The 26,028-nt window shown below is 65.9% G+C and carries 25 protein-coding genes; 10 read left to right on the forward strand and 15 right to left on the reverse strand.

Annotated features, from left to right (window positions below; genetic code table 11):
- Positions 1-9: 9 nt before the first annotated feature.
- The 9 genes from YH64_RS03850 to YH64_RS03890 form a co-directional block, all read right to left on the reverse strand.
- Positions 10-801 (reverse strand): SDR family oxidoreductase, encoded by a 792-nt coding sequence (locus tag YH64_RS03850; protein ID WP_046802998.1) that lies wholly within the window; start codon positions 799-801, stop codon positions 10-12.
- Positions 798-2,339 (reverse strand): class I adenylate-forming enzyme family protein, encoded by a 1,542-nt coding sequence (locus YH64_RS03855; protein WP_046802999.1) that lies wholly within the window; start codon positions 2,337-2,339, stop codon positions 798-800. Before YH64_RS03855 ends, YH64_RS03850 begins: the two co-directional genes overlap by 4 nt.
- A 23-nt stretch (positions 2,340-2,362) precedes the next feature.
- Positions 2,363-3,250 (reverse strand): ABC transporter permease, encoded by an 888-nt coding sequence (locus YH64_RS03860; protein ID WP_046803000.1) that lies wholly within the window; start codon positions 3,248-3,250, stop codon positions 2,363-2,365.
- A 1-nt stretch (position 3,251) separates the two neighbouring features.
- A complete protein-coding gene (locus YH64_RS03865; RefSeq protein ID WP_046803001.1) occupies positions 3,252-4,223 on the reverse strand; it encodes an ABC transporter permease in 972 nt (323 codons plus the stop codon).
- 10 nt (positions 4,224-4,233) lie between these two features.
- Positions 4,234-5,880, reverse strand: a complete 1,647-nt coding sequence (locus YH64_RS03870) for an ABC transporter substrate-binding protein (protein WP_046803135.1) — start codon at positions 5,878-5,880, stop codon at positions 4,234-4,236.
- Positions 5,881-5,907: 27 nt separating this feature from the next.
- Positions 5,908-6,330 (reverse strand): PaaI family thioesterase, encoded by a 423-nt coding sequence (locus YH64_RS03875; RefSeq protein WP_046803002.1) that lies wholly within the window; start codon positions 6,328-6,330, stop codon positions 5,908-5,910.
- Entirely contained in the window at positions 6,327-7,340 is a 1,014-nt protein-coding gene (locus YH64_RS03880) for a zinc-binding dehydrogenase (RefSeq protein WP_046803003.1), read from the reverse strand. Before YH64_RS03880 ends, YH64_RS03875 begins: the two co-directional genes overlap by 4 nt.
- 64 nt (positions 7,341-7,404) lie before the next feature.
- Positions 7,405-8,514, reverse strand: coding sequence for a M14 family metallopeptidase (locus YH64_RS03885; protein ID WP_046803004.1), 1,110 nt, complete (start codon positions 8,512-8,514; stop codon positions 7,405-7,407).
- Between the two features lies 1 nt (position 8,515).
- Positions 8,516-9,388 (reverse strand): VOC family protein, encoded by an 873-nt coding sequence (locus YH64_RS03890; RefSeq protein ID WP_046803005.1) that lies wholly within the window; start codon positions 9,386-9,388, stop codon positions 8,516-8,518.
- Between YH64_RS03890 and YH64_RS30445 the strand changes: the two genes are divergently transcribed.
- The gene (locus YH64_RS30445) at positions 9,387-9,515 is read left to right on the forward strand and encodes a hypothetical protein (protein ID WP_255444113.1); all 129 of its coding nucleotides are present in this window, start codon (positions 9,387-9,389) and stop codon (positions 9,513-9,515) included. The two genes, YH64_RS03890 and YH64_RS30445, sit on opposite strands and share 2 nt — an antisense overlap.
- A 151-nt stretch (positions 9,516-9,666) precedes the next feature.
- Positions 9,667-11,304 carry an ABC transporter ATP-binding protein gene (locus YH64_RS03895; protein WP_046803006.1) on the forward strand — a complete coding sequence of 546 codons (1,638 nt, stop codon included), beginning with the start codon at positions 9,667-9,669 and terminating at the stop codon, positions 11,302-11,304.
- A 7-nt stretch (positions 11,305-11,311) separates the two neighbouring features.
- Here the strand turns inward: YH64_RS03895 and YH64_RS03900 are convergent, their stop codons facing one another.
- The 3 genes from YH64_RS03900 to YH64_RS03910 all read right to left on the reverse strand — a co-directional run bounded on the left by YH64_RS03900 (position 11,312) and on the right by YH64_RS03910 (position 15,938).
- Complete coding sequence (locus tag YH64_RS03900; RefSeq protein WP_046803007.1) at positions 11,312-13,804, reverse strand: branched-chain amino acid ABC transporter ATP-binding protein/permease; 2,493 nt, start codon at positions 13,802-13,804, stop codon at positions 11,312-11,314.
- Positions 13,804-14,682 carry a branched-chain amino acid ABC transporter permease gene (locus YH64_RS03905; protein WP_046803008.1) on the reverse strand — a complete coding sequence of 293 codons (879 nt, stop codon included), beginning with the start codon at positions 14,680-14,682 and terminating at the stop codon, positions 13,804-13,806. Before YH64_RS03905 ends, YH64_RS03900 begins: the two co-directional genes overlap by 1 nt.
- A 65-nt stretch (positions 14,683-14,747) precedes the next feature.
- Complete coding sequence (locus YH64_RS03910) at positions 14,748-15,938, reverse strand: ABC transporter substrate-binding protein (protein WP_046803009.1); 1,191 nt, start codon at positions 15,936-15,938, stop codon at positions 14,748-14,750.
- A 230-nt stretch (positions 15,939-16,168) separates the two neighbouring features.
- Between YH64_RS03910 and YH64_RS03915 the strand changes: the two genes are divergently transcribed.
- From YH64_RS03915 to YH64_RS03925, 3 genes are all read left to right on the forward strand, one after another.
- Positions 16,169-17,131: a polysaccharide deacetylase family protein gene (locus YH64_RS03915; RefSeq protein ID WP_185975329.1), complete on the forward strand. Its 963-nt coding sequence runs from the start codon at positions 16,169-16,171 to the stop codon at positions 17,129-17,131.
- Between the two features lie 135 nt (positions 17,132-17,266).
- Entirely contained in the window at positions 17,267-18,037 is a 771-nt protein-coding gene (locus YH64_RS03920) for a GntR family transcriptional regulator (RefSeq protein ID WP_046803010.1), read from the forward strand.
- A gap of 1 nt (position 18,038) precedes the next feature.
- Positions 18,039-18,680 carry a flavin reductase family protein gene (locus YH64_RS03925; protein ID WP_046803011.1) on the forward strand — a complete coding sequence of 214 codons (642 nt, stop codon included), beginning with the start codon at positions 18,039-18,041 and terminating at the stop codon, positions 18,678-18,680.
- A 9-nt stretch (positions 18,681-18,689) separates the two neighbouring features.
- On the opposite strand, the gene YH64_RS03930 is transcribed toward YH64_RS03925, so the two are convergent.
- The 3 genes from YH64_RS03930 to YH64_RS03940 all read right to left on the reverse strand — a co-directional run bounded on the left by YH64_RS03930 (position 18,690) and on the right by YH64_RS03940 (position 21,400).
- On the reverse strand, positions 18,690-20,033 hold the full coding sequence (locus tag YH64_RS03930) for a type II toxin-antitoxin system HipA family toxin (RefSeq protein ID WP_046803137.1): 1,344 nt from the start codon (positions 20,031-20,033) through the stop codon (positions 18,690-18,692).
- A gap of 2 nt (positions 20,034-20,035) precedes the next feature.
- Positions 20,036-20,293 (reverse strand): helix-turn-helix transcriptional regulator, encoded by a 258-nt coding sequence (locus tag YH64_RS03935; protein WP_046803012.1) that lies wholly within the window; start codon positions 20,291-20,293, stop codon positions 20,036-20,038.
- 183 nt (positions 20,294-20,476) lie between these two features.
- Positions 20,477-21,400, reverse strand: coding sequence for a LysR family transcriptional regulator (locus tag YH64_RS03940; RefSeq protein ID WP_143215242.1), 924 nt, complete (start codon positions 21,398-21,400; stop codon positions 20,477-20,479).
- A gap of 163 nt (positions 21,401-21,563) precedes the next feature.
- On the opposite strand from YH64_RS03940, the gene YH64_RS03945 reads away from it, so the two are divergent.
- The 5 genes from YH64_RS03945 to YH64_RS03965 all read left to right on the forward strand — a co-directional run bounded on the left by YH64_RS03945 (position 21,564) and on the right by YH64_RS03965 (position 26,014).
- Complete coding sequence (locus tag YH64_RS03945; RefSeq protein WP_046803014.1) at positions 21,564-22,547, forward strand: tripartite tricarboxylate transporter substrate binding protein; 984 nt, start codon at positions 21,564-21,566, stop codon at positions 22,545-22,547.
- A 167-nt stretch (positions 22,548-22,714) separates the two neighbouring features.
- Positions 22,715-24,136 (forward strand): 3-isopropylmalate dehydratase large subunit, encoded by a 1,422-nt coding sequence (gene leuC, locus YH64_RS03950; protein ID WP_046803015.1) that lies wholly within the window; start codon positions 22,715-22,717, stop codon positions 24,134-24,136.
- Positions 24,133-24,789 carry a 3-isopropylmalate dehydratase small subunit gene (gene leuD, locus YH64_RS03955; protein ID WP_143215243.1) on the forward strand — a complete coding sequence of 219 codons (657 nt, stop codon included), beginning with the start codon at positions 24,133-24,135 and terminating at the stop codon, positions 24,787-24,789. Before leuC ends, leuD begins: the two co-directional genes overlap by 4 nt.
- 21 nt (positions 24,790-24,810) lie before the next feature.
- Positions 24,811-25,698, forward strand: coding sequence for an alpha/beta fold hydrolase (locus YH64_RS03960; RefSeq protein WP_046803017.1), 888 nt, complete (start codon positions 24,811-24,813; stop codon positions 25,696-25,698).
- A gap of 79 nt (positions 25,699-25,777) precedes the next feature.
- A complete protein-coding gene (locus tag YH64_RS03965) occupies positions 25,778-26,014 on the forward strand; it encodes a DUF1289 domain-containing protein (protein ID WP_046803018.1) in 237 nt (78 codons plus the stop codon).
- The last annotated feature ends 14 nt before the right edge of the window (positions 26,015-26,028 follow it).

A 26,028-nucleotide genomic window follows, 5' to 3' on the forward strand; every position in this document is an offset into this window, starting at 1 on the left:
TCGCCAGATTTACAGCCGCTGCCCGCCGGTGGCGTCGATGCGTTGGCCAGTGATCCAGCGCCCTTGATCCGACGCCAGGAAAGCAACGATGTCGGCGATATCCTCGGGTTGACCCACGCGGCCCAGCGCTACGCTCTTGGCGATGACGCGGCTAAGCTCCGGGTCGCGTGCACGTGGGTTCAAGTCCGTGCTGGTGGCGCCGGGCAAAACCGCGTTCACCGTAATGCCGCGCTCGCCCAACTGCTGGGCCAGCAGCAGGCTCAACGCTTCAAGCCCCGCCTTGGCAGGCGCATAGACGCTCATTTCCGGGTAGGCAGCCCGCGTGCCCATCGACGAAATATTGATGATGCGGCCGTTGCCGCGCAGGAACGGCAGGGTCTGCTGGATCAAAAAAAAGGGCGACTTCAGATTCACTTGCAGCACGCGGTCGAAGTCTTGCGGCGTGACATCTGCAAGCAGCGCGCGCAGCCCCACGCCCGCATTGTTCACCAGAATGTCCAGCCCATCCACGCCATTGCGTTCCAGCAAAGTGCGGCGCAGCTCGCGCGCCAGCGTGGCGGCCCCGTCCGCCTGGGACAGATCGGCTTGCAGCGTCCACGCGTGGCCGCCTTCGCGCTGGATCAGGCCGGCGACTTCAATCGCAGCGTCGCCCGCGGCGTTGTAGTGGACGGCAACATGCGCGCCGCGCTTGCCCAGCGCCAACGCAATGGCGCGGCCAATGCCACGGCTGGCGCCCGTGACCAACGCTGTCTTGCCGACAAGACTGTCCGGGGTTTGGTTCTGGCTCCGGTTCTGGCTCATGCGGCCTCCGTTTCGTAGCTTGTCCATGCCTGATGCGCTTCCAGCTGGCGCGCCTGCAACAGCAAGGCGTTGCGATCCACCTTGTTGGTGCCGGCCCACGGCAATTCGCTGACGAATCGGATGCGGCGCGGGTGTTGATAGGCGGGCCCATTGGCCAGGGCATGTTGCTTCAGGCCGTCGGCATCCAACGCGCTGCCGTCGCGGCGCACGACAAAGGCGACCGGGATCTGGCCGCGTTCTTCGTCGGCCAGCGGCACCACGCAGCTTTGGCGCACATCGGGATGCAACTCAAGCAGCTTTTCCACTTCAACGGGATAGATGTTCTCGCCGCCGCATACGAACATGTCGTCCGCGCGCCCGACAAAATAATAGAAGCCGTCCGCGTCGCGGCGCATGACGTCGCCGCTGTAATACCAACCGTCTTGCAGCACCTGCGCACTTTTTTCAGGCAGGTTGTGATAGCCGGACAACACGGCCGGGTTGTTCATCAGCAGCACGCCCTCATCGGCGCTCGGGCCGTCCGCCAACCGCACTTGCGACGGGTCCAGGGGGTGCCCCACCGATAGCGGCGGCGTGGGCAGGCCGGCGGGATGCGGGCCGAACACGGCCGGTCCGGCTTCCGTGGTGCCGTAGCCATGCGTGATGGTGGCCTGCGGCAACGCTTGTTGTATGCGCTGATAAAGCGCGACGGTCATGGGCGCGGAACCCAGCATGACGCGCCCCAGGGCCGACAAGTCGCGGTCACGCAGCAAGCCGGGCTCTTTGACCAGCCGCGCGAACATCGTCGGCACGGCTGTCAGCACGGTGATGCGATAGCGTTCCAGCGCGTCGGCATAGGCGCTGACGTCGAACGCGGGCTGGATCACCAGCAGGCTGTTGCTGGCGAACGCGCGCTTGGCCATGAAGAGCCCATTCATGTGAAACAGGGGTTGTGCCAGAAGATAGCGCTCTTGACGCTCGCGTCGGGGCGCAGCGCCCGAGGTGGCGGCAAGCGCCCATAACTGCCCCGCGTGCGTCAGCGGCACGCCCTTGGGCTTGCCGGTGGAACCGGACGTGTAAAGCATTTGCGCGACGTCTTCGGAAGCGGGCGTCACGCTGGCAAAGTGCGCGGGCTGAATCTGCGCGGAAAAGCCCTCTGGCCCCGGGTCGTCGAAGTCCAGTACGGGCACGGTGTTCTCGAACGATGCGCGGCGTGCGGTATCGACGAACGCCAGCGCGATGTCCGCGTCACGGATGACGTAATCGATGTTCTCTTGCGTCTGCTTGATGTTGATCGGCACGGCCACGAAGCCGGCGCGCATGATGCCGAAATACGCAATCAGATATTCGGCGCGGTTCAACGCCGCGATGGCAATGCGCGAACCCGCCGGCAGCCCGCGTGCCGTCAGCCATGCGGCCACGCCGCAGGCGCGTTCGCGTATCTGCCCGTGCGAGTAATGGACGGGGGCATCGGGGATGCGCAGGTCTACGATGGCGGGCAGATCGGCGGGCACGCTCGGGTCCGTCAGGTCGCCCAGATTGTTCAGGGTATGCGTCATGAAAATGTTCCGGCGGTGGGGGCTTACTGCTTATGCAGCTTGGGGTTGAGCGCGTCGTTCAGGCCGTCGCCAACCAGGTTCAGCGACAGCACGGCAAGCATGATGGCCACGCCCGGCACGGCGCAGATGTACCAGGAAGATCGGATCAGGCTGCGGCCTTCGCCGACCAGCCGGCCCCAGCTGGCGACGTTGGGGTCGCCCAGCCCCAGGAACGACACGACCGATTCATACAGAATGGCGCCCGCCACAACCAGCGAAGACATGACGATGACGGGGGGCAGCGCGTTGGGCAGGATCTCGCCGGCCACGATGCGCAACGGGTTCATGCCGACCGCGCGGCACGCCTGCACGAATTCCCGCTCTTTGAATGACAGGAATTCGGCACGCGTCAGCCGGGCAATGGGCGGCCAGGACACCAGCCCGACCGCCAGCGTGATGGCTTCGATATGCGGTCCCAGAATCGATACCACCGTCAGCACGAAAACCACGTTCGGAATGATCTGGAACAGCTCGGTGACGCGCATCAGGGCTTCGTCGACCCAGCCGCCGAACCAGGCGGCCGCCGCGCCGATGCTCACGCCGATCAGCGTGGCGGCGGCGGCCGCGACCAGACCGATCAACAGCGTGGCGCGCGCGCCGTGCGCGATCAGGGCGGCAATGTCGCGTCCCATCGAATCCGTGCCCAGGGGGTAACGCCAGGATTCAAAAGGCCAGATCTCGGGCGCGCCCACAATGCGCAGCGGATTGGTCGGAAACAGCCAGCCGGCGCCGGCGGCCAGCAGTGCCACCAGCAGCAAGACGATCGCGCCGGCCACCGCGCCGCGGTTGCGCACGAATCGTGCGGCGAACGATGCGGGCGGGGGCGCAAGCCGGGTAGCGGGCACGGCGGAAAATGCAGGGGATGTGGACATATCAGGCAGCCTTGATGCGCGGATCCATCCGCGTGTAAAGCAGGTCGACGATGATGTTGGCAACCACCACCACGAAGGAACTGAGCACCAGAATGCCCAGCACCACCGGGTAGTTCCGGCTCATGACGCTGTCGAACAGCACGCCGCCGATGCCCGGCCAACTGAATACAGCTTCGACCACGATGCTGCCGCCCAGCACCGCACCCAGTTGCAGGCCCAGCAGCGTAACGATGGGCAGCATCGCGTTGCGCAGAATGTGTCGAAGCACCACGGCCGTACGCGTCAGGCCCTTGGCATGGGCGGTGCGCACGTAGTCCATGCGGCTGACTTCCAGCATCGATGCCCGCATCACGCGCGCATACGCCGCCGAATAGAACAGGCCCAGCGCAATGGCCGGCAACGCCAGGTGGTGCAGCACATCGAGCGCCTGCGTCCACCATCCGCCATCCAAGCCTATGGTGACCATGCCGCCCACGGGAAACCAGCCCAGCTTCACGGAAAACAGAATGATCAACATGATGCCCAGCCAGAAACTGGGCGCGGCAAAGCACAGCACGGCAAACGCCGAGACCGCACTGTCCCACCACGTGTTGACCTTGATGGCGGACACGATGCCCGCCGCCATGCCCACCAGCACGGCGATGGCGATGCTGGCCAGCATCAGCACCAGCGTGGCCGGCAGGTGCGCCAGGATCACATCAAGCACTGGCAAGTTATGCCGGTACGAGTAGCCGAAGTCCAGGCTGGCAACCGATCCGATGTATTTCAGCAATTGCACCGTCGGCGGCTGGTCCAGTCCGTACGTCACGCGCAGCCGCTCGATCAGCGCCGGGTCGGTGACCTGCTGCTCGGCCGTCATCACGTCCAGAAACGTGCCGGGCACGGATTGGATCAGGGCGAAGTTAAGCACCACCACGCCCAGCAGCAGCGGTACGGCCTGGAGCAGGCGGCGCAAGATCAGACGCACGGGCATGGCGGGCCTCTTACGCTTGCAGCCAGACGTCGGCCAGGGTTTCGCCCTGGACGTTGGCGCCGGTGGTGAAGTTGCGTACGTTCTTGCCGGCCAGCGTGAACGACTGGATTTCCACCAGCGGCACAAGCGGCACGTCGGTCGATGCCAGGCGCGCGAATTGCGCGGCCAGCGCCTTGCGGGCCTCGGGCGCGGTCTCGACCGCCAGCTTGGCCACCAGGGCGTCCATCTCGGGGTTCGAATAACCCGTGGCGTTGCGGAAGGCGGCCCCTTTCACGATGCCGTCGGTGGTGAAGAACTGCGTCACGGTCGGCACCAATTCCAGCGGCGACGTGAAGTTGGCCACCGCGATGTCGTAGTCGTAATCGCCATAAATGCGCTTGAGCGCCGTGGCGCGGTCCACCGAATCCAGCTTCACGGCAATACCCACGTCTTCAAGCGCCTGCTTCAGGTACTGGCCCAGCTTGGCATTCTCTTCAAACCACGCGGCTGCCACCAGGTTCACGGTGAAGCGCTTGCCATCCTTGACGGGCAGGCCCGCCGCGTCCAGCAAGGCGGCGGCCTTCTTCGGATCGAAGGGGTAGCGCGGCACGTCCTCGGTGTAGAACAGCGGGTTGCTGCTGAAGACGGGGGCGATGGCGGGTTTGCCTCGGCCGTAGTAGATCGTGTCGACGATGAACTGTCGATCGATGGCATGAAGAATGGCCTGGCGGACGTCGCGTCGGTTGACGATGTCGCGGCGCTGATTGAATTCCACCGTGACGGTCCACGCGGTGTTCTGGTAGCCCCGCGTGTCCACCACGACCTTGCCGGTTTTGACCAGGCGGTCGATGTCGCGCGCCGGCACCGGGTTGGAATAGGCCAGGCCCAGCTCGCCTGTTTCCAACGCCGCGCCGCGCGAGGCCGGGTCGGACCACCAGCGGATGATCAGCTTGTCCAGATTGGGTTCGCCCGGCTTCCAATACTTGTCGTTGCGCAGGTATTCCACGTGACTGCCGCGCACCCATTTGCCGTATTTCCATGGGCCCGTGCCAATGGGCGTGTTGTTCAGCGGATTGGTGATCAGGTCCTTGCCATCATACAAATGCTTGGGAACCAGCAACTGATACTGGCCGGACAACGTGGACTTCAAAAAGAACTCCGGCACCGGTGCGTTGAACGTCAGCACAACCGTGTGCGCGTCCGGGGCAGTGGCGTCCGTCAACGACTTCAGCGCGATGCCGGCGGAAATCGGCTTCCAGTGCTGCAACACGTTGTAGACGACGTCGGCGGATGTGAAGGGCGTGCCGTCATGCCAGGTGACCCCTTCGCGCAGCTTGATGGTGTAGCTGCGAAAGTCCGCCGCCGGGGTCACGCTTAGCGCCAACGCCGGTTGGAATTTCAAGTCGGCATCCAGCTTGAGCAGCCGTTCCAGAATCTTGGTGGACGTCTGAAAAGGGCTGGATCCGCCGCCGCCGGGCACGAACAACGCTTGCGGCTCCAGGCCGCCCCAGCTCGCGACCAGCGTGCCACCCTTGCGCGGCGGGCCGGCGTCCGTACCCGCTTGGGCGGTGGCGGCGAGCAGCGTGCGCGGCACCGCGCCCAGCGCGCTGGTGGCCAGGCCGCTTGCGGCGGTTCGGGTCAGGAAGGCGCGCCTTCCGAGGCGCGGGGCTTGAGTCATGATGGGCATCCTTATGGTGTCGCGCTGTCAGCCTTGGCTGAGCGTGGCGTAGGTAGCGCGGCCGATGGCGACAAGCGCGCCCTGATCGTTGTAGAGGTCCACATCCGCCACGCCGACGCTGCGACCATTGCGGCGCACGCGCGCCACGGCGGTCAGGCCGGTGTTGATGGCGGGCCGCAGGTAGTCGACGCGAAAGTTGATGGTGGGCAGGCCACGGCCCAGCAGCATGCCGACGGCAAAATCGCCCACCGTGTCGATCACGGCGGCCAACGGCCCGCCATGCCATTGGCCGCTGGCGGCACCCCGTTCGAACTCCGGCCGCATCGGCGCCAGCACGGTCAGTTCGCCGCGCTCGTGATCCACGGCGCTGACAGACAGGCCCAGCCATGCGATGAAGGGCGAATCGTCGAATTTGGCCTGTATCTGGCTGGCGTTCAGCACCGCGCTCATGAAGTCACCAGCACTTTGCCGACGATCTTGCGATCTTCCAGCGATGCCAATGCCTGAGCGCCTTGCGCCAGCGGCCAGGTACGGTCCACCTGCACGTGCAGCCTGCCGCTGCGCACCAGCTCCAGCAGCTCATGCAGGTCGTCGCGGTCCCAGCCGTTCGAGCCGCGTATCTGAAGTTCGAACGTCCAGATGTATCGCAGGTCTTCCTTGGGGTCGAACCCCGCCGTGGCGCCGCAGGTCAGCAGGCGGCCGCCCAGGCGCAGGCAGCGCAACGATTTGACCCACGTGTCGCCACCGGTGAAATTCACCACGACATCCACGCCGCCCGACTTGGCGCCGCGACGGCGGGCAGGGCGGCCAAAGCGTTCCTGCACGGCCTTCAGGAAGTCTTCCTCGGTGTACAGGATGATGTGGTCGGCGCCCAGCGCGCGCAGTGCCTCGCCTTTTTCCGGCGTGCCCACGCAAGCGATGACTTCGGCGCCAGCCAGCTTGGCCAATTGCACCGCACATACGCCCACACCGCCGCTGGCACCCAGGATCAGGACTTTTTCGCCAGCCTGGATCTGACCGATGCGGTTCATCATGCGCAGCGCGGTGCCATAGGCCACCGGCAACGCCGCGGCCTGTTCGAAGCTGACCTCGTCGGGCAGCCGAATCAGCTGGTGCGCGGGTACGCGGCAAAGCTCGGCCAGACCGCCATGGATGGTCTCGCCCACCAGCCCGCCGTCCACACGGTCGATCGGGTCCACCAGCACGCGGTCGCCGGCTTTCCAGTCGTGGACGTTTTGGCCGGTCTGCACGACCTCGCCGGCCACGTCCAGGCCGATGATCACGGGAAAGGGCAACTTGATGCCGGGCATGCCACGGCGCGTGAATACGTCGTGGTAGTTCAATGATGACGCACGCACACGAATGACGACGTCATCCGGCCCGGCGACGGGGTCAGGGAATTCGGTTTCCAGGCGGAGCTTGTCGTTGCCGCCGTGTTCACGCAATACGATTGCTTTCATGAATGCTTGAGGGAAAAAGGAATAGGAAAAAATAGGAAGAAATAGGAACAAATAGGACGCGGGCTTACCAGGACGCCACGCCGGCAATCGCCTGGCGGGTGATGGCAAGGCCATGGGCAAGGGCGCTGCGCCGCCACACGCTGGATATCGGCACGAAGGCGTCGACCAGGTCGGCGCGCAACTGCTTGTCGCGCGCGGCGTCGGGTGCCAGCGGGGCCTTGAAACGCAGCCACTGGTCCAGCCTGAGCGCGGCCCGCATCTGCAAGCCGCGCGTGCCGAACTCCACGACGGCGCCTGCCAGGGGGCGGCTGCCCAACGCCTGCTGCACGCCGCGAAACACCAGGCCCTGGTAGTCGGGTCGCGCCAGGCCATGCGGGCGCTGGTCGCGCACGCGTTCGGCGCCCCACCATTGGGCGGCCTGCGCCTGTTCTGCGCTGCCTTCGTCGTTGAAGCACAGGAAGAACGGTTCCCCGTATTCACCGATGCCGGTGTGCCAGTCGATAAACGACACGCGTTGGCTGGCGGCCAGATGTTCGTCGACGATGCGGCGCAAGATGCGGTTGGACCATTCGGGGCCGCTGCCGCCGTAGACCAGGCCGTCCGGATGGGTGTACTGGCCGCTTGCCGTTGTGTTGAACAGCACGTCGGCGCCGTGGGTCGCGCCAAATTTTTCGACCTCGCGCGCGCCGGCCGCCAGGCTGGATTCCGTCCAGGCGGCCGGGATCAGGTGCGGATGCAGCGTGGCGTAGTGCGGGTTGGCCGGCGTGGGGCGCGTGTGGTCAATGAAGTTGCGATTCAGGTCGACGTTGTTTTCAGTCGTGCGCGAGTCATATGCGTAGCCGTACGGGTTCAACGCGTGCACCAGCACGACGTTGACGTCGTCCGGCAAGGGCGTGCCGCCATCGGCGCGCAGCCAGCCGATCTGCACGGCGGAGCCCGCCGCGCCTTCCAGCCCGTGCGTGCCGCTGATCGCCAGATGCGTGCGGGGCGCGTCGACGCGGCCCAGCACGGCCACATCCACGCTCAGCGCGCGGCCGTGTGGGTCTTTCAATGTGGGATGTTCATGGCGGGACAGCACCGCGCCACGCGCTTGGGCTATTGCCACAAAGGCGTCGCGCGCCGCCGCGTAGTCGGTGCTGAAGCAGTCCCAATAATCGGGCAGGGCGTCGCTCATGTCAGGCCGCCTCTTGCACAAAAACTTGCAGCGCACCCGCGCCTGCCTCGGGCGGCACCACCAGTTCGCCTTGGGCGTTGGCGCGATAGTTCACTTGATTGGCGTCGAACAGCACGCGCGTTTTTGCCAGGTCGCGCACACCGATGACCGATCCGGCAAACCAGCCGCCGCCCGCCGATGCCGGCAAGCCGGCCGGAATGCGAACGCGGGGGTAACGCTGTTCAAACGCGGCAGGGCTGAGGAAGTCGATGCGCAGGCTGCCGCGACGCACTTGCAGGCCGTTGTCGGGCAGCGCGCTGATGGCAATGGCGCCGAACACGCGCTCATAACCCGCACGCAAAGCGGCGGGATCGGGGTGCACGGCGACCAGCGATTCGATGCGCCGAGCGCCATTGGCGTGGTCCTGCCATTGCGGGCGATACACCAGGTGGCGCGTCAAGTGGCCGCACGTGAAGAAGTCGGGCACGCCCAACAGGCCGGCCGGAAAATTCGTGTTGATCCACGCCGCGTCTTCACTGCCTTCGGGCAGATGCACGGGGCGTCCGCCGCTTTGCGGATCGTCGGCGCTGATGCCCAACCGCGCCAGTTCCTGGTGCACGGCCGTGCTGTCGGTGGTTTGCAGCGCGGTGGCGACGGGGCCTTCGTAGGCATCGTCGTAACCGCTGAAGCGCGACTCGGCTTTCAGTTCTTCTGGGAAATAAAGGAGTTCCAGATAGTTCGCATCAAGAATGATGGTCTGGTTGCGCGTGCCGCGATGGTGCCTGCCTTGCGGGGCCAGGCTGAATCCCAGCTTCACGTAGCGGTCCGTCGCCGCCTGCAGATCGTTGACCCGGATGATGTAGTGGTCTAGGCCGGTGACTGAGGGAAGAGACATGGAATTCCTGGATTCGCGTTGGGAAGACCTGAAGTCTGTCGCACGTGGCGGCGCGCTTGAACGATTGAATTCGCATGTGGATATCTGGTTTTCATTTCATGTCGCGTACGACGGGCTGCGTGCCTGATCCAATATGAACAAATGAGAAATCAGCATTTCGCCGTGCGTGTGGCGCGGGCCTACTATCGGCGGCTTCCCCCCGGCAGAACCATCACGTCGCCTTGCAAGCCCGGCATGCCTGTGCGGGTCTACCTAGGCGGCGCAAGGCTTGAACCAACATGACCCAATTGCTTCACATCCAGAATTTGACGGTGGACCTTCCGCCGGGCGCCGACCGGGCACACGCATTGAAAGACCTGACGCTTAGCGTGAAGGCGGGCGAGATCGTGTGCGTGGTGGGCGAAAGCGGGTCCGGAAAATCGTTAACGGCGGGCGCCATCCTGGGCCTGTTGCCGCAGGGCGTGCGGGCCAGCGGCGGACAGATTCATTGGGAAGGCCAGGACCTGCTGCAAATGTCGCCCGAGGCCTTGCGCCGTTTGCGCGGCCGGCGTATTGGCATGATCTTCCAAGAGCCCATGACGGCTTTGAATCCGCTGCGCACCATCGGCGATCAGATAGGCGAGGTCTTTCGCACCCACACCCGTCTGCCGAACGCTGAAATCGCGCGGCGCACGCTGGACCTGCTCGAGTCGGTCCGCCTGCCGAATCCCAAGCAGGCCGTACATGCCTATCCGCATGAACTGTCTGGTGGCCAGCGCCAGCGCGCGATGATCGCCATGGCTCTTGCCCTGGAGCCGGCGCTGCTTATCGCGGATGAACCGACGACCGCGCTGGACGTCACCACGCAGTCGCAGATACTGCACTTGATACACGACCTGCAACGGCGCAAAGGCACGGCGGTATTGTTCATCACGCATGACTTCGGCGTGGTCGCCGAGATTGCGGATCGGGTGGCGGTGATGCAGCAGGGGGTGTTGGTCGAATGCGGTTCCGCTGAGCAGGTCCTGGAGCGCCCGCAGCACCCGTACACGCGCGCGCTGATTGCAGCGGTGCCGCCGTTGGAACCGGCCGCCGTGCGCGCGACGCTGGACGCCGATGCGCCGGTCATCTTGCAGACCCGGGCGCTGTCCAAGACGTATCGCAAGCGCGGCGCGTTCTGGCGTCCGGACCGCGTGACGCATGCGCTGGACAACGTCGGCCTGACGCTGCGAGAGGGCCAGACGCTGGGCATCGTCGGCGAAAGCGGATCGGGCAAGTCCACGCTGGCGCGCACGCTGCTGGGCTTGCAGGCGCCCAATGCGGGCAGCATCGTGCTGGCGGGCGAGCCGCTGGCGTTCAAGGGAGCCACCGCGCGCCGCGCGCATGCCAGGCGCGTGCAGATGGTGTTTCAGGATCCGTATGGGTCGTTGAACCCGCGCCAGCGCGTGGGTGAAATCGTGGCGCAAGGCCCGATGGTGCACGGCATGCCCCGGCGCGAGGCGTGGGCGCTGGCGCAAGAGCTATTTGAGCTGGTCGGCCTGTCGGCGGATGCGGTTAAGCGCTATCCGCACGAATTTTCGGGCGGACAGCGGCAGCGCGTGGGCTTGGCGCGCGCCCTGGCGATGCGGCCGCGCGTGCTGATCGCGGACGAACCCGTCTCGGCGCTGGACGTGTCGGTGCAGGCGCAAGTGCTGGCGTTGCTGGCGCGGCTGCGCGAGCAACTGGGCTTGTCCATCGTATTCATTACGCACGATCTGCGGGTGGCGGCGCAGGTCTGTGATCACGTGGCCGTCATGAAAGACGGAAAGATCGTGGAGGAGGGGGGCTACGCGGACGTCTTCAGACACCCCGCGCATCCGTACACGCAAGCGCTGCTTGCCGCCGTGCCTGGCCGCCGCTGGGACCCGGGCAGCGTGGCGGTGCGACAAGCGGCCTGATGCGCCGCTATGCGCCCAGATACGCGCGTGCCAGCGCGCCGTCCTGTGCAATTTCCGCTGCCGTGCCATGCGCCGCCACGCGTCCCGATTCCAGCACATAGGCCCGGTCGGCCAATGACAGCGCCAGCGCCGCCATCTGGTCCACCAGCAGAATCGTCATGGATTCCGCGCGCAGGCGGTCCAGCGCTTCGAACAGTTCGTCGATGATCTTGGGCGCCAGGCCCAGCGATGGTTCGTCCAGCAGCAGGATCACGGGCTTGGACATCAAGCCGCGCGCAATCGCCAGCATCTGTTGTTCGCCGCCTGACAACAGGCCGGCGCGTTGGTGCAGGCGTTCGCGCAGGCGCGGAAAGCGCGTCAGCATTTCTTCGACGCGCGCCTCGCGGTCTTGCGGATGCAGGAAGGCGCCCAGCCGGATGTTGTCCAGCACGCTCAGGCCGGGAAACACCTGCCGCCCCTCCGGCACCAACACCAGCCCGCGCGCAACGATGCGGTCGGCGGCCAGGCCGTTCAGTTCGGTGCCTTGCAGGTGCATGCCGCCCTCGGCGGGCCGATGCAGCCCGGCCAGCGTGCGCATCAGCGTGGATTTGCCGGCGCCGTTTGCACCCAGCAAGGCCACCATCTCGCCTTGCCGCACTTGCAGGTCGATGCCGTGCAGCACGGGGTTGGCGCCGTAGCCGGTGACCAGATTTCCCACCCCCAGCACTTCGGGCCCGATGGCGGCGCCGGCCGGCCGCTGCCGGGCGGCGGGCGCGCGCCGGGCGTTTTCATCACCCAGATACGCCTGACGAACGGCTGGCGACTGCTGGATCTGCGCGGGGTTGCCCTTGGCCAGTTCACGGCCGGCGTCGATCGCCACGATGTGATCGGACACGCCCATCACCAGCGCCATGTCGTGTTCCACCAGCAGCACGCCGGCGCCCGCATCGGCGATGCGTCGCAGCAGACTCGCCAGGCGCGTCTTGTCTTCGCGCGACAGGCCGGCAGCGGGCTCGTCCATCAACAGGATGTCGGCGTCGGTGGCCAGCGCGCGCGCAATTTCGACCAGCCGCCGGTCCACGTGCGGCAGGTCGGCGGCGGGCACATCCAGCGCGCCCTCGTAGCCGCAGAAGGCCAGCAGCGCGCGGGCGCGTTGGCGCACGTCGGCCGCCAGGTAGCGGCGCGAGGCCAGCAAACCGCCCAGCCGGCCGCGCACCATGCCCAGCGCCACGTTGTCTTCCACCGTCAACGTGTCGAACAGCTGTGACGTCTGGTAGGTGCGCGCAATGCCGCTGCGCGCCACGCGGTAGGCGGGCAGCGCGGCCAGCGGCGCATCGCCTAGCGACACCGCGCCGCTGGTCGGTTGGTAGTAGCCGCTAAGCATGTTGATGACGGTGGACTTGCCCGCGCCGTTGGGCCCGATCAACGCGGTGACGGCAGCGGGAGGTACGTCGAACGACACGGACTGCACCGCGCGCACGCCGCCAAAAGTCATGGTCAGCGCGTCGGCGCGCAACACGCGCCGGTCGCGCGCGGCGGCCGCCATGCCGCCACCTTGGCGCGGCGCCAGCGCGTGGTTCGCCGCGCGCCGCCGCCAGCGTGACAGCAAGCCCGCGACGCCATCCGGCGCGGCCCACAACACCACCAACAGGAACGCGCCGAAGAACAGCAGCCGGTATTCCTCCAGGCTGGACAGCAGTTCGGGCAGCAGGCCCACCACCACCGCGCCCAACAAGGGGCCGGCCAACGAGCCCGCGCCGCCCAGCGTTACCGCCAGCACGAACAGGATCGACTGCATGAAGTTGAAGTTGTGCGGCGTAATCATGCCGGCTTGCGGCGCAACCAGCCCGCCCGCCAGGCCGACCACCGCGGCCGACACCATGAACGCCACGGTCTTGACCATCAAGGGGTTGATGCCGATGGATTCGCTGGCCGTCTCGCTGTCCTTGACGGCCCGCATCGCCGCGCCCCAAGTCCCGCGCGATAGCAGCGCATAAGCCGCCAACGCCACGAAGACGGCAACGATGGCCAACATCGCCACGCCCCGGTCGCCACCGATACCGGCAAGCGAGGGCTGCACGATGCCCATCAATCCGTTCTGCCCACCCGTGATGTCGCCGCCTTCGATCAGCGCGTGTTCCACGATGAAGCCGAAGGCGATGGTGATCATTGCCAGGTACGGCCCTTTGACGCGCAGCGCCGGCAGCGCCAGCAGCAGGCCAAAGGCGCCCGCCACGAGCGCTGCGGCCGGCCACGCCAACCAGAAGCTCCAGCCCGCCTGGCCGGTCAGGATGGCCACGGTGTAGGCGCCGATGGCATAAAAGCCCGCGTGTCCGAATGACATCTGGCCGGTCAGGCCCAGCAATACGTTCAGGCCGATGCCGGCCAGCGCCAGCAGCGCCACGTTGCCCAGCACGAAGACGTAGTAGCCGTTGACGGTGGCCGCCAGCGCCAGCGCCACCACGGCCAGCGCGGCGTACAGCGCCAGCGGTAGCCAGCGCGATGCAAGTTGCTTATTCATCAGACCTTCCTGACATCGGCGCGGCCGAAGAGTCCGTTGGGACGCACGGCCAGCATGACGATCACCAGCGTGAAGCTGATGATCTGGGTGTATCCGGAGCCCAGCGCCACGGTGATCAGCGCTTCGACCACGCCGAACAACAGGCCCGCGATCATCACGCCCCAGGCGCTGGTGATGCCGCCCAGGATGGCGACCACATACGCCTTCAGCCCGAACAGCGTGCCCATGTCCGCCTGCACGTTGAACAGCGGCGCGACCAGTGCGCCGGCCACGCCCGCGAACAGCGTGGACACGGCAAACGCGGCCATGATGGCGTGGCGCACCGGGATGCCCATCAGGCGCGCGGCGTTCGGGTTCTGCACCACGGCCAGCAATGCCACGCCCCAGCGCGTGCGACGCGACAGCGTATGTAGCGCGGCCGCCAGCGCCAGCCCAACCAGCGGGATCAGCAATTGCAGCGGATAGATGCCCAGCCCCAGGCCACCGATTTCAAGCGGGGCCTGGGCCAGCGGAGACGGCAGGCTGCGCGGCTCTTTGCCGAAGGTGAACATCACCACGTTGTCCAGCACGATGCCCAGCGCCACCGTCGACATCAGCCACGCGTTGGAACCCCGGCTGGCGAACGGCCGCACCGCCAGGCGTTCGACCACCAGGCCATACACGCCGCACAAGGCCAGCGCCACCAACAGCGCGGGCGCAAGCGGCCAGCCCAGTGTCTGCGCAAAGGTATAGGTCAGCACGGCGCCCAACATCATGGAACTGCCCTGGGCGAAATTCACCGTCCCCGACACGGCGTAGGTCAGGTAGAAGCCCAGGGCCATCAGCCCATACATGCTTCCCAGACCCAGGCCGCTGACTATGGCGGACATCAACAACATGCGCGTCTCCCGCGTGATTCAAGTGCTGGTTTGCGTGGCGGCCGGCGATGCCGTGCCGCGCCGCTTTATTGCGTGCCCTTGACGGGCAGGATGCGGTTGTCGATGAACTGCGTCCACACGTAGTCGTCCTCGCGCAGCGCGTCGTGCGAGGTCGGCGTGAAGGGTTGTTCGTAGGTCTTGATCAGGCCGTCGTACTTGCCGATCTTGTAGAAGCCCTGGCGGACGGCATCGCCATCGGTGGAGCCGGCCTGCGCAATCGCCAGCGCCGCCAGCTGCATGCCGTCGTACGCGTTGGCCACGCCCACGGCGGGGGTGATGTCCTGCGGGCCCTTGATGTCGGAATACTTGGTCTTGAGCGCCTGCATCACCTTGTCGCCCACCGGCCCTTGCTTGCCAAAGAAGCTGTAGGTCTGCACGAAGTGCACGTTCTTGGCGTTGGGGCCGGCCAACTCCGTGAAGCGGCCACCGGCCGGGCCCCAGTGCGACACGATGGGCACCTTCCAGCCCATGCGGTCCAGCGACTTCACCACTTGCGCCGACGGGCCCACGTTGCCCACCAGGAACAGCGTGTCGGCGCCTGCGGCCTTCAGACGGCTCAGTTGCGGCACGACGTCCAGATCGTTCGGCTGGAATTTTTCAGTGCCGGCCGGCGTGACCTTGGCGGCGGCCATGGCCGCGTTCAGGCCTTTTTCATTCGATTCGCCCCACGGGTTGTTCACCAGGATCAGGCCGGGGTTGGCCGTCTGGAAGGTCTTTTGCGCGTACTGGAGCATGGCGCTGTCGACGATTTCGTCCATGGCCGACACGCGGAACACAAAGTTCGGGTTGCCCTTGTTCTGCGTGATGGCGGTGCCGGCGGCCCACGGGCCCATGAACGGCACCTTTTCCTGATTCACGATGGGCACGATGGCCATCGACACCGGCGTGTCCAGGCCGCCAAACAGCACGGCTACCTTTTCCTTGAAGATCAGCTCGCGCGCGGCGGCCATGCCCTTGGCGGGATTGCCTTCGTCATCGCGCCGCACCAGCACGATCTGGCGTCCGCCCAGCAAGCCGCCCTTGGCGTTGATCTCGTCGATGGCGATGGTCATGCCACGCGTGAGCGCTTCGCCGGCGCGCGCCGATTCACCCGACAGCGCGGTGATCAGGCCGATCTTGATGGGGTCGGCGGCAAGCGCCGGTTGCAGGGCGAGGCCGGCCGTGAAGAGGGCGGCGGCGGTGGCGCGAAGCAGGAAGGAACGGCGGGTCGGGACCATCGGGGCACTCCTGAAAAAGTGGAACGGATCTTGCATGGGGATAAGTGCTGCTTGCGTAGCCCATGCAAGATCCATGCCATCTGTGCCGACCTGGTCGCCTGGGGTGTTGATCACTGCGCCACGAGGGGCAAGCAGCGTCTTTGAACGTGGTTTGTCTGCGTCAAAGCCGAGTTTTGTTTCCAAAGCTTCTGAAATTTTGTTAACAATCATGCATCAGGATTTGCACCAAAATGAATCCAACCTTGCTCGCAAGCACTAATCCGGGGCGTGACGACGCCAATGCGTGGACGCCCGCCGCGTTGGCCTGCCATGGCCGTTTCGCCTATCAGGGCATCGCGGACCGGCCCGACTACACCTGGCCGAACGGCGCGCGGCTGGCCGTGTACCTGGGCTTCAACATCGAACACTTTGCATTTGGCGAGGGGCTTGGAGCCGAATTGGGGCCCGCGTCACCGCATCCTGACGTGCTGAACTACGCCTGGCGTGAATACGGCAACCGCGTCGGCGCGTGGCGCTGCCTGGATCTGTTCGACCAACTGCGCTTGCCGGCCGGCGTGCTGATCAACACCGCGCTGTATGACCATTGCCCCGAACTGGTCGAGGCGTTTCGCGCGCGCGGCGACGAACTGATCGGCCACGGCTACAGCAACGCGCATCGCCAGGGCGGCTTGCCGGAAGACGAGGAAAGCGCGCTGCTGGCGCATTGCCGCGATCGCATCGAGCAGCATGTCGGGCAGGCACCGGCGGGCTGGTTGTCGCCGTGGATATCCGAAAGCCACGCCACGCCCGACCTGCTGGCCGAGGCCGGCTATCGCTATACATTGAACTGGTGCCATGACGATCAGCCCATGCGCATGCGCACCCGCGCGGGCGACCTGTGGGCCATTCCTTATCCGCAAGAGCTCAACGACATCCCGATGATCATGGGCCGCAAGATGGACGCGCGCGACTTTGCCGATATGATTCTTGACCAGTTCGAAGAGATGCGCGCACAGTCCGCCCGCCAGCCGCTCGTGATGGGCATTGCGCTGCATCCCTATATCGTCGGGCAGCCGTACCGCTTGCGTCATCTGCGGCGGGCACTGGAACCGCTGGCCGCCGCGCGCGATCGCGGAGAGATCTGGTTCACCACGCCCGGTGAAATCTGCCGCCATGTGGACGGCCTGCCACCGGGGGTGATCGCGGCGCTTTGAGCAGCCATCCAGAGCAGCCATCAAGAGCGGCCACCGATTGCGCCATCCCTCGCCCCGCTTCTCCGTCCGCTTGTCCGTCCGCCTGTCTTGCCCGTCTTGCCCTTTCATTGCCCGAGTCCATTGCCCGAGTCCAGCATGCCAACCCGACCATCCGCCAAACCCCGCGCCAAGCCCGCCGCCCATGACAACATCGGCGCCACGCCCGACCCAGGTGCCGTCGTTCCCGAAGGAGCGCCCGACAGCGACATGGAGCGCCGCATCTGCGAAGCCGTCTATGAAAGTGTGATGAGCCAGCGGCTGACGCCCGGCACGAAGCTGCCCGAAGCGGCCATCTGCGAATTGTTCGGCGTGTCGCGCTCGGTGGCGCGCAAGGCCTTGCAGCGGTTGGCGCACGAGCATGTGGTGGACCTGCACCACAACCGGGGCGCCGTGGTGGCCGAGCCCACACCCGAAGACACGCGCCAGATCTTTCAGGCGCGCCGCGCGCTGGAGGCCGCGCTGTTGCCGCTTGCCGTCGCGCGCGCCACCAAGGCCGACTACGCATCGCTGCGCAAGCAGCTGCGCGATGAGCACGCGCTCTTGCACCGCGCCGGCCAGCCCGCCTGGGCACGCCAGGCCAGCGCTTTTCACGTGCGCCTGGGCGAGCTTTCCGGCAACGCCATCCTGCACGGCTACCTGGCGGAACTGGTGTCGCGCTGCTCGCTCATCGTGGCCCTGTACGAACCGCCCGGCAATGCCGCGTGCGAACACGGCGAACACGTGCTGATCGTGGACCTGATGGAACGCGGCGACGTGGCCGAGGCCGTGAAGATCAACGACAACCACCTGGCGGACCTGGAGCGGCGCATCAGCCTTGAGCGCCCGCAGCCCGCGCAAACCCTTGCCCAGATGCTGGGACTGGCCTGATATGGAAATCGACTTCGACGCTATCACCGAATACCAGCGCTACAAGCTGATGGCCAGCCTGATCGTGCCCCGGCCGATTGCGCTGATCACCACCTTGTCGGAAACCGGCGTGGTCAACGCCGCGCCGTTCAGCATGTTCAACATGCTGGGCGAAGATCCGCCCATCGTCATGGTCAGCATCAACCGGCTGGAAGACGGCGGCCTGAAGGACACGGCGCGCAACATCGCCCGCGACAAGGAATTTGTGGTGCACCTGACCGACGAAGCCATGGCCGAAAAAATGCACCGCTGCGGCGACCGCCTGCCCGCCGACGTCAGCGAGCTTGCCCACGCGGGCCTGGACGCCGCGCCCAGCCACCACGTCAAGCCGCCGCGCATCGTGCAGGCGCCCGTCGCCTTCGAATGCACGCTGTACGAAACCATGGAAACCGCCAGCCGCCAGATCTTCATCGGCCAGGTCCGCTGGCTGCACGCCCGCGACGGCCTGATCGACACGGACACCTGGCGCGTGCGCCTGCAAGACTACTTCCCGGTAGGCCGCTTCGGCGCCAGCTTCTACGTCACCACCCGCGACCGCTACGCCATCGGCGCGGGGGAAGCCCCGGCGGGAACAACGGCAAGTACGGCGATTGATGAAATTTGAGGGGGGCGGCTACGCCCGCCGTGGCGCGGCCAGCCCGTCGGACCGTCCGATGACCCGCGCGGTATTTAACGGTGTGTCCGCGGCCTCATAGCCGGCATTGGCGATCGCGTCTTCAAGGCCACGATATTGTCGACCGAGCTTTGGACTGCGCAATGCGCACATGCCGTCGTTCCAGGCGTGCACCATTTGCTTGGCGATCCAACGCCATTGCGGCTCGTTCTTTGCCGCTTCGATGACTTCATAGCCCACCTCCACTGCCGATTCACATAGTTGTTCGACCATGGCGTGGTACTGCCTGGAAGCGATGCCTAGCCGGGCCAGCATGAACCTGGCCAGCGTGTTTCCCGGCGCCCACGTCTTGCGCCCGTCGACAGATAGCGCAGGGGCGCTGTTGCTGAACTGGGGATAGGCCTGGGTGGTGACGACGTCATAGATCGGCGTGTAAGCCACATCGGCGCGTGACGTGTAATACAGCGCGATGTTCTTGGCATGGCAATCCGCGTTACGGACCACATAGTTCGCGAGCAGATGCCACGCATAGTGCAGGTTCTGCGCACGTAGCGCCGCCGGTGGAAAGTAGTCTCGGGTGGCCTTGTACACACGTTCCGTTGTCGCGCTGTATTTCTCATGAGGCGGCAAACCGAGCAGGCTGCAAGCATCTTCCACGCCAAACGCCGGCTGACCTGTCGCGTCGACATCGTAGCGGTCGACCACCAGCACCCGGCCATCCGCCGACATCTGCGCAGTGACAACAGGCACGACGTTCAAGCGTCGAAGGACGCGAAGGGTGAAAAATTCGTTGAACCCCAGATAAGGGGTTCGCTCATCCGATCCCTTGATGATGTGTTGCGTGGTGCGAAGCGTGGCTTTCACGGTATCGGGCCCGACTCCGCCTTTGGCGCCGGGCGCCAGAAACTTCGGCACGACCCCCGAAATGGCGCTACGCGCGTATTCGCGTACCAGTTCTTCGAAACGTGGCGCCGTGTTCTCTGCCGTCAACAGGTCTTCAATACTCAGCGGCGGCAGCGCCATGCCCGGTGCGGCACCTTCCGCCGTAACCGCCACGCGCCCAATGCCCGCTGCCCCGACAACGGCAAGCAAAGACAGGTCCGTGCCATCCATAAGGGGGCCGAACAGTTCTCGGATGACGCCCAGCAAGTGTCCTTCCGGCAGGTTCTGGCGAAAGAATGGATGAAGGTCGCGCGGCCAGCGCCAGCCCTCTTCGCGCACGGGCATGGCCAGACTGACGAACGCGTCGTCGGGTGTGCCGGGCTGATACTTGAGAACGTACTCGTCACCCGCGCGGTAGAGCTTGGCGACGTGGCGCCCGAGAACGTGCACGTCCAGTTTCATGGTCATTCCCCGCGCCGCTGTTCAGCCAGGATGTCGTCCAAGGTACGCTGATGACCGGCCTTGACGACTTTCAGGTCGTAGCCGGCTGCTTCGAGCAAGCGGACGAGCGCGGAAACGCTCATGTCATTGCGGGCCAGGTTTTCCATGCGCGCGACGGTCGTCCGGGCGATATCGGCGCGCCGAGCCATTTCTTCCTGGGTCAGGCCGCTTTCCTTGCGGGCTGACCGAAGCATCTCTGCCACATCGCCAAGCGTGGTCATGTTTGTAGCCCCTGGGCATCAAAATGAGGATAGTTTACTGCTTTTGTAGCCCAGGGGACTCATTGGCTAAACGGCGTCGAAGCGGCTGAATCAGGCTTCGTGAGGCCCGCCGGCTACAAAATCTGCCACGACAGGGCGTTTTGTAGCTCCGGGGCTACAAATCGACCGTGTCGGCGGCCTGCATCACCACGCTCCTCCCGCCCCGCCCGGCGCCTTCAGATACCGCGCAAATCGTTGGGCCAGAAAGTCCACGAACGCCACCGTCTTGGCCGGCAGGTTCAGGCGTTCCGGGTATAGCGCGTGAATGTCGGCGGGGGGAGTGCGCCAGTCGGCCAGCACTTCGCGTAGCCGGCCGTCGCGCAGGTAGGCGGCGGTTTCCCATTCGGAGCGCATGACGATGCCGTGGCCGTCCAGTGCCCATTCCAGCGCGCTTTGGCCGTCGTTGGAGCTGACCGGGCCGCGCACCTTTACGGTTTCGGTGCGTTGGCCGGCTTGCAGGCGCCAGGTGCCGTAGGCGACGTCGTTTTCGCGGACGACGATGCAGCGGTGGCGTTGCAGCTCGCCCGGCGTGCGGGGTTCGCCGTAGGTGTCCAGGTAGCGCGGCGAGGCGCACAGCAGCCGGCGGTTGGAGACGATCTTGCGGGCCGTCAGGCGGGCGTCGGGCAGGTCGCCGAAGCGCACGGCAACGTCGAACCCTTCTTCGATCAGGTTCAGCGGCCGGTCCGTCAGCCGCATCAACACTTCCACGTCGGGGTACTGCCGCGCGAAGTCGGATACGGCGGGCACGATGTGGGCGCGGCCGAAGCCGAAGGTGGCGTTCAGCCGCAGCAGGCCTTGGGGTTGGGCGCGGGCGCTGGATACCGAGCGTTCCAGCGCTTCGAGGTCGGCCAGGATGCGGCCGCCCTCGGCCAGATATAGCTCGCCTTCTTGCGTGACGCTGACGCGGCGTGTGGTGCGGTTCAGCAGGCGTACGCCCAGCCGCTGTTCCAGCCTGGCCAGCCGCGCGCTGACGGCGGGCGGGGTCAGGCCCAGTTCGCGCGCGGTGGCGGACAGGTTGCCGTGTTTGACCACCAACGAAAAGAAAGCGAGATCGGAAAGGGCGTCCATGGCAGGCAGCGCAGGCAGGCGCGTAGCGGTATTTATAAATTCAATTTAATAAAGAATTCGTTTTACCGCGAATTATAAGAATCGACCCCGCTTATACACTGGCCTCACCCAAGCAGAGCCGCACGGGACCTCCCATCAACGCGGCCAATCGAGGAGACAACGCATGAAGATCAAACCGACCACCCGCGCCTGGTGCGCGGCGCTAGTTGCTGGCGCCTGTTGGAGCCTTCCGGCTGCCGCCGCCGACGCATTTCCCGACCGCGCCGTGACGCTGGTTGTGCCGTTTGCGCCCGGCGGCAGCGTCGATATCGCCGCGCGGCTGATCTCGGACGCGTGGGCGCGCGCGCTGGGGCAAAGCGTGATCGTTGAAAACCGCGCGGGCGCGTCGGGCAACATCGGCATGGCCGCCGTGGCGCGCGCGCAGCCCAACGGCTACACGCTGGCCATCAACACGATGTCGCTGGCCATCAACCCGGCGCTGTTCAAGGACATGCCGTTCGATACGAAGAAGGATCTGCGTTCGGTGGGCACGGTGGGTACGTCGCAACATGTGCTGACGGTGACCAACGCCCTGCCCGTGAAGAACGTCGGTGAACTGCTGACCTATGTGCGCGCGCGGCCCGCCAACGATCTGAGCTTTGGCTCGGCGGGCACGGGCAGCACCTTCCACATGGCGGCGGAGCTGTTCAAGTCGGTGTCCAAGACGCAGATTCTGCACGTGCCGTACAAGGGCGGCGGGCCGGCCATGGTCGACACCATCAGCGGGCAAGTGCAGATGAGCTTTCCGGTGCTGTCGGCCGCCAAGCCGCAGGTGGACGGCAAGAAGCTGCGTGCGCTTGGCGTGACGGGCACCACGCGTTCGCCGCTGTTGCCCGATGTGCCGACCATCGCGGAATCCGGCTTGCCCGGGTATGAGTTCAACACCTGGTTCGTCATCAGCGCGCCGGCCGGTACGCCGCAGCCGGTGATCGACACCTTGAACGCAAAGCTGGCCCAGGCGCTGCAATCGCCGGAGCTCAAGGCGCGCATGCAGCGCGAGGGTTTTGACCCGCTGGTCTCCACACCCGCCAAGACGGACGACATGGTGGCCGCCGAGATGACGCGCTGGGCAGGGGTGGTGAAGGACGCCGGCATCCAGGCGAACTGAGCCGGCTGACTGAGCCGGCCGACTGCGCCGGCCCAGAAAACACAGAAGACACAGCAAGACGCAGCAAGACGCAGCAAGACCCGCCCGTCGGCAAGGCGGGCGCCCCGCTTCAGGCAAGCAAGCAATCAAGCAATCAAGCAATCAGGCAAGACATAAGGAAGCAAGACATGCCCGGCATGACGCTGTACGACAAACTGGTGGCCAGCCATGAGGTGGCCCGCATCGACGACGAGCACATCCTGCTGTACGTCGATCTGCACATCATGAACGAATACACCAGCCCGCAAGCCTTCAGCGGACTGGCCGCGCGCGGCAGGGCCGTGTTGCGGCCAGGGCAGCAGATGGCGGTGGTGGACCACATCATCCCCACGCATCCCGTGCCGTCGGCGTTGCGCGTGATTGCCGATGAGGCCTCGTCGCGCCAGGCCGTGAACTTGAAGCGCAATTGCGATGCGCAGCACATTGCGCTGTTCGATACGACCGACCCGTTGCAGGGCATCGAACACGTGATCGCGCCCGAGCACGGCATGATCCTGCCCGGCATGGTGGTGTTGTGCGGGGACAGCCACACGACCACCTACGGCGCGCTGGGGGCGCTGGGCTTTGGTATCGGCACGTCCGAGGTTGAACACATCCTGGCCACGCAGACGCTGGTGTACCGCGTGGCGCGCAACCTGCGCATCCGCGTGGACGGCACGCTGGGCGTGGGTGTGTCCGCCAAGGACCTGGTCATTTATCTGGTGCATCGGATCGGGGCGCAAGGCGCGCGCGGGCACGCGGTGGAATTTAGCGGCCAAGCTATCGAGGCGCTGTCCGCCGAGGCCCGCATGACCTTGTGCAACATGACGGTGGAGGCCGGCGCGCGCGCCGCGCTGATCGCCCCGGACGCCACCACCGACGCCTACGTGACCGCGCACGCGCCGCAACTGCATGGCGACCTGCTGATGCAGGCGCGTGCGTACTGGGCCACCTTGCGCAGCGACTCGGATGCGGCTTTTGATGTGGAACACGCGTTCAACGCCGCCGACATCGCGCCGTTTGTCACGTGGGGCACCAGCCCCGACCAGGCGCTGCCGATCACGGGCCACGTGCCTGACCCGCAAGCCGAACCCGATCAGCTGGCACGGCTGGCGCTGGAAAAGGCGATGGACTACATCGGCCTGGCAGCGGGGGCGCCGATTGCGGGCGTGCCGGTGGACCGCGTGTTCATCGGGTCCTGCACCAACGGGCGCATCGAAGACCTGCGTGTCGTGGCCGACCTGGCGCGCGGCAGAAAAGTGGCCGATGGCGTGCGCGCCATGGTCGTGCCGGGCTCGGGCGCGGTGCGCGCGCAGGCCGAGGCCGAAGGACTCGCGGCGGTGCTGATCGAAGCGGGCTTCGAATGGCGGCAACCCGGCTGTTCGATGTGCCTGGCCATGAACGACGACGTGCTGCGGCCCGGCGAGCGCTGCGCGTCCACCACCAACCGTAATTTCGAAGGCCGCCAGGGGCGGGCAGGGCGCACGCACCTGATGAGCCCCGCCATGGCCGCCGCCGCCGCGCTGGCCGGCCGCATTGTCGATGTCCGTGAATGGAGCCTTGCCAAATGAACCCGTTGATCGAAGGCGTGGCCGCGCCGCTGCCGTTTTCCAATCTGGACACCGACCAGATCATGCCCAAGCAGTTTTTGCGCATCATCGACAAGGCGGGGCTGGACCGTGGCCTGCTGTACGACCTGCGCTTTGACGAGCATGGTGCACCGCGCGCGGACTTTGTGCTGAACCAGGACGCCTACGCGGGCACGTCGGTGCTGGTGGCCGGACCCAACTTTGGCTGTGGCTCCAGCCGCGAACACGCGGTGTGGGGCTTGCAGCAATTTGGCATCCGCGCCGTGATCGCGCCCAGCTTTGGCGAGATCTTCTACTTCAACGCGGTCAACAACGGCTTGTTGCTGGTCAGCCTGCCCGCCTTGGAAGTCGACGCCTTGCTCGCGCGGGTGTCCAATACGCAGGAATCGGGCGGCAACCGCGTGACCATCGACGTCATGGCGGGGCAGGTGCGCGCGGCGGATGGCTGGACGGCAGGCTTTGCGCTGCCCGAACGCCATCGCCGCATGTACGCGCAAGGCCAGGACATGGTGGGCGCGTCGCTGCTGCAATTGCCCGATGTTGAACGGTTCGAGGCGGCCCATTGGGCGCGGCATCCGTGGATGAAGGATGTGGCGCGCACCGTGCGCGACCGCCTGGATTGGGCAGCACGATAAATCCACAAGGAGGCAGTATCCATGACCGCATTCTTCGACTTGCCGGTGCGCCGTATCCAGACCAATGGCGTTGACATCGCCGCGCGCATCGACGGGGCGGGCCCGCCGTTGCTGCTGCTGCACGGCCACCCGCAAACGAGCGCCATCTGGCACCGCGTGTGGCCGGCGTTGACGCGGCATCGCACCTGCGTGGCGGCCGATTTGCGGGGTTATGGCGCCAGCACCAAGCCTGCGGCCTCGCCCGGCCACATTGCGCATTCAAAGCGCGAGATGGCGGCCGACATGGTTGGGCTGATGCAAGCGCTGGGCCATGCGCGCTTCGACGTGCTGGCGCACGACCGCGGCGCGCGCGTGGCGCACCGGATGGGCCTGGACCATGCCGAGGCCGTGTCGCGCATGATGCTGCTGGATATCGCGCCGACGCTGGACATGTACGAGGGCACGACGCGCGCGTTCGCCCAGGCGTACTTCCATTGGTTCTGGCTGATTCAGCCCGCGCCCGGGCCGGAGACGATGATCGAGCATGATCCGGTGTTCTATCTGCGGTCGGTGATGGGCGGCCGGCCCGGCGGGCTGGCGCATTTTTCCGCCGAGGCGATGGCCGAATACGAACGCGCGGCGCGCCTGCCGGGCTGGGCCACCGGTCTTTGCGAAGACTATCGCGCATCCGCCACGGTGGACCTGGACCATGACCGCGCCGGCCGCGCCAACGGCGAAAGGCTGCGCATGCCCGTGCGGGCGCTGTGGGGCGAACGCGGCGCGGTGGGCAAGAATTTTGACGTGCTGGCGCTATGGCGTGCCATCGCCGATGACGTGTCGGGCGGCCCCTTGGCGGGGGCGCATTACCTGGCCGAAGAGTGCCCCGACGCGCTGCTGCAAGAGGCCGGCGCCTTCTTCGGATGGCGATAGGTGGCAGGCGTCAACCAAGCCTTGGCGGGCGATAGGGCTATCCAAAAAGGGACACAACCCTGGTGGTAACCTTCGCCCCATGAATCGCCACTTCGCCAACCTTTCCGAACTACCCGACCCCGACGACGCGCAACGCGTCTTCAAGGCAACCGACTCCCCCTGCGTAGCCGTGTGCTCGACGCTGTTCGACGACATCTGCCGGGGTTGCGGCCGCACGGCCATGGAAGTGGCCAACTGGGTCTTCATGACGGAAGAGGAAAAGCGCGACGTCTGGGTGCGCATCAAGGCGCAGGGGTATCCCCGGCGCAATAACTGAAAGGCGCATTGCGG

This window comes from Achromobacter sp. LC458, from assembly GCF_001005835.2.
In the GTDB taxonomy this organism is placed as follows: domain Bacteria; phylum Pseudomonadota; class Gammaproteobacteria; order Burkholderiales; family Burkholderiaceae_B; genus Achromobacter; species Achromobacter spanius_B.

Coding starts and splice junctions, on each gene's coding strand:
- YH64_RS30445 (WP_255444113.1), top strand. CDS start 9,387: ATGGAATTCCTGGATTCGCGTTGGGAAGACCTGAAGTCTGTCGCACGT.
- YH64_RS03925 (WP_046803011.1), top strand. CDS start 18,039: ATGGAAATCGACTTCGACGCTATCACCGAATACCAGCGCTACAAGCTG.
- leuC (WP_046803015.1), top strand. CDS start 22,715: ATGCCCGGCATGACGCTGTACGACAAACTGGTGGCCAGCCATGAGGTG.
- YH64_RS03870 (WP_046803135.1), bottom strand. CDS start 5,880: ATGACTCAAGCCCCGCGCCTCGGAAGGCGCGCCTTCCTGACCCGAACC.
- YH64_RS03935 (WP_046803012.1), bottom strand. CDS start 20,293: ATGACCACGCTTGGCGATGTGGCAGAGATGCTTCGGTCAGCCCGCAAG.
- YH64_RS03865 (WP_046803001.1), bottom strand. CDS start 4,223: ATGCCCGTGCGTCTGATCTTGCGCCGCCTGCTCCAGGCCGTACCGCTG.
- YH64_RS03880 (WP_046803003.1), bottom strand. CDS start 7,340: ATGAAAGCAATCGTATTGCGTGAACACGGCGGCAACGACAAGCTCCGC.
- YH64_RS03895 (WP_046803006.1), top strand. CDS start 9,667: ATGACCCAATTGCTTCACATCCAGAATTTGACGGTGGACCTTCCGCCG.
- YH64_RS03940 (WP_143215242.1), bottom strand. CDS start 21,400: ATGGACGCCCTTTCCGATCTCGCTTTCTTTTCGTTGGTGGTCAAACAC.
- YH64_RS03945 (WP_046803014.1), top strand. CDS start 21,564: ATGAAGATCAAACCGACCACCCGCGCCTGGTGCGCGGCGCTAGTTGCT.
- YH64_RS03965 (WP_046803018.1), top strand. CDS start 25,778: ATGAATCGCCACTTCGCCAACCTTTCCGAACTACCCGACCCCGACGAC.
- YH64_RS03930 (WP_046803137.1), bottom strand. CDS start 20,033: ATGAAACTGGACGTGCACGTTCTCGGGCGCCACGTCGCCAAGCTCTAC.
- YH64_RS03890 (WP_046803005.1), bottom strand. CDS start 9,388: ATGTCTCTTCCCTCAGTCACCGGCCTAGACCACTACATCATCCGGGTC.
- YH64_RS03900 (WP_046803007.1), bottom strand. CDS start 13,804: ATGAATAAGCAACTTGCATCGCGCTGGCTACCGCTGGCGCTGTACGCC.
- YH64_RS03920 (WP_046803010.1), top strand. CDS start 17,267: ATGCCAACCCGACCATCCGCCAAACCCCGCGCCAAGCCCGCCGCCCAT.
- YH64_RS03910 (WP_046803009.1), bottom strand. CDS start 15,938: ATGGTCCCGACCCGCCGTTCCTTCCTGCTTCGCGCCACCGCCGCCGCC.
- YH64_RS03915 (WP_185975329.1), top strand. CDS start 16,169: ATGAATCCAACCTTGCTCGCAAGCACTAATCCGGGGCGTGACGACGCC.
- leuD (WP_143215243.1), top strand. CDS start 24,133: ATGAACCCGTTGATCGAAGGCGTGGCCGCGCCGCTGCCGTTTTCCAAT.
- YH64_RS03855 (WP_046802999.1), bottom strand. CDS start 2,339: ATGACGCATACCCTGAACAATCTGGGCGACCTGACGGACCCGAGCGTG.
- YH64_RS03905 (WP_046803008.1), bottom strand. CDS start 14,682: ATGTTGTTGATGTCCGCCATAGTCAGCGGCCTGGGTCTGGGAAGCATG.
- YH64_RS03885 (WP_046803004.1), bottom strand. CDS start 8,514: ATGAGCGACGCCCTGCCCGATTATTGGGACTGCTTCAGCACCGACTAC.
- YH64_RS03850 (WP_046802998.1), bottom strand. CDS start 801: ATGAGCCAGAACCGGAGCCAGAACCAAACCCCGGACAGTCTTGTCGGC.
- YH64_RS03960 (WP_046803017.1), top strand. CDS start 24,811: ATGACCGCATTCTTCGACTTGCCGGTGCGCCGTATCCAGACCAATGGC.
- YH64_RS03860 (WP_046803000.1), bottom strand. CDS start 3,250: ATGTCCACATCCCCTGCATTTTCCGCCGTGCCCGCTACCCGGCTTGCG.
- YH64_RS03875 (WP_046803002.1), bottom strand. CDS start 6,330: ATGAGCGCGGTGCTGAACGCCAGCCAGATACAGGCCAAATTCGACGAT.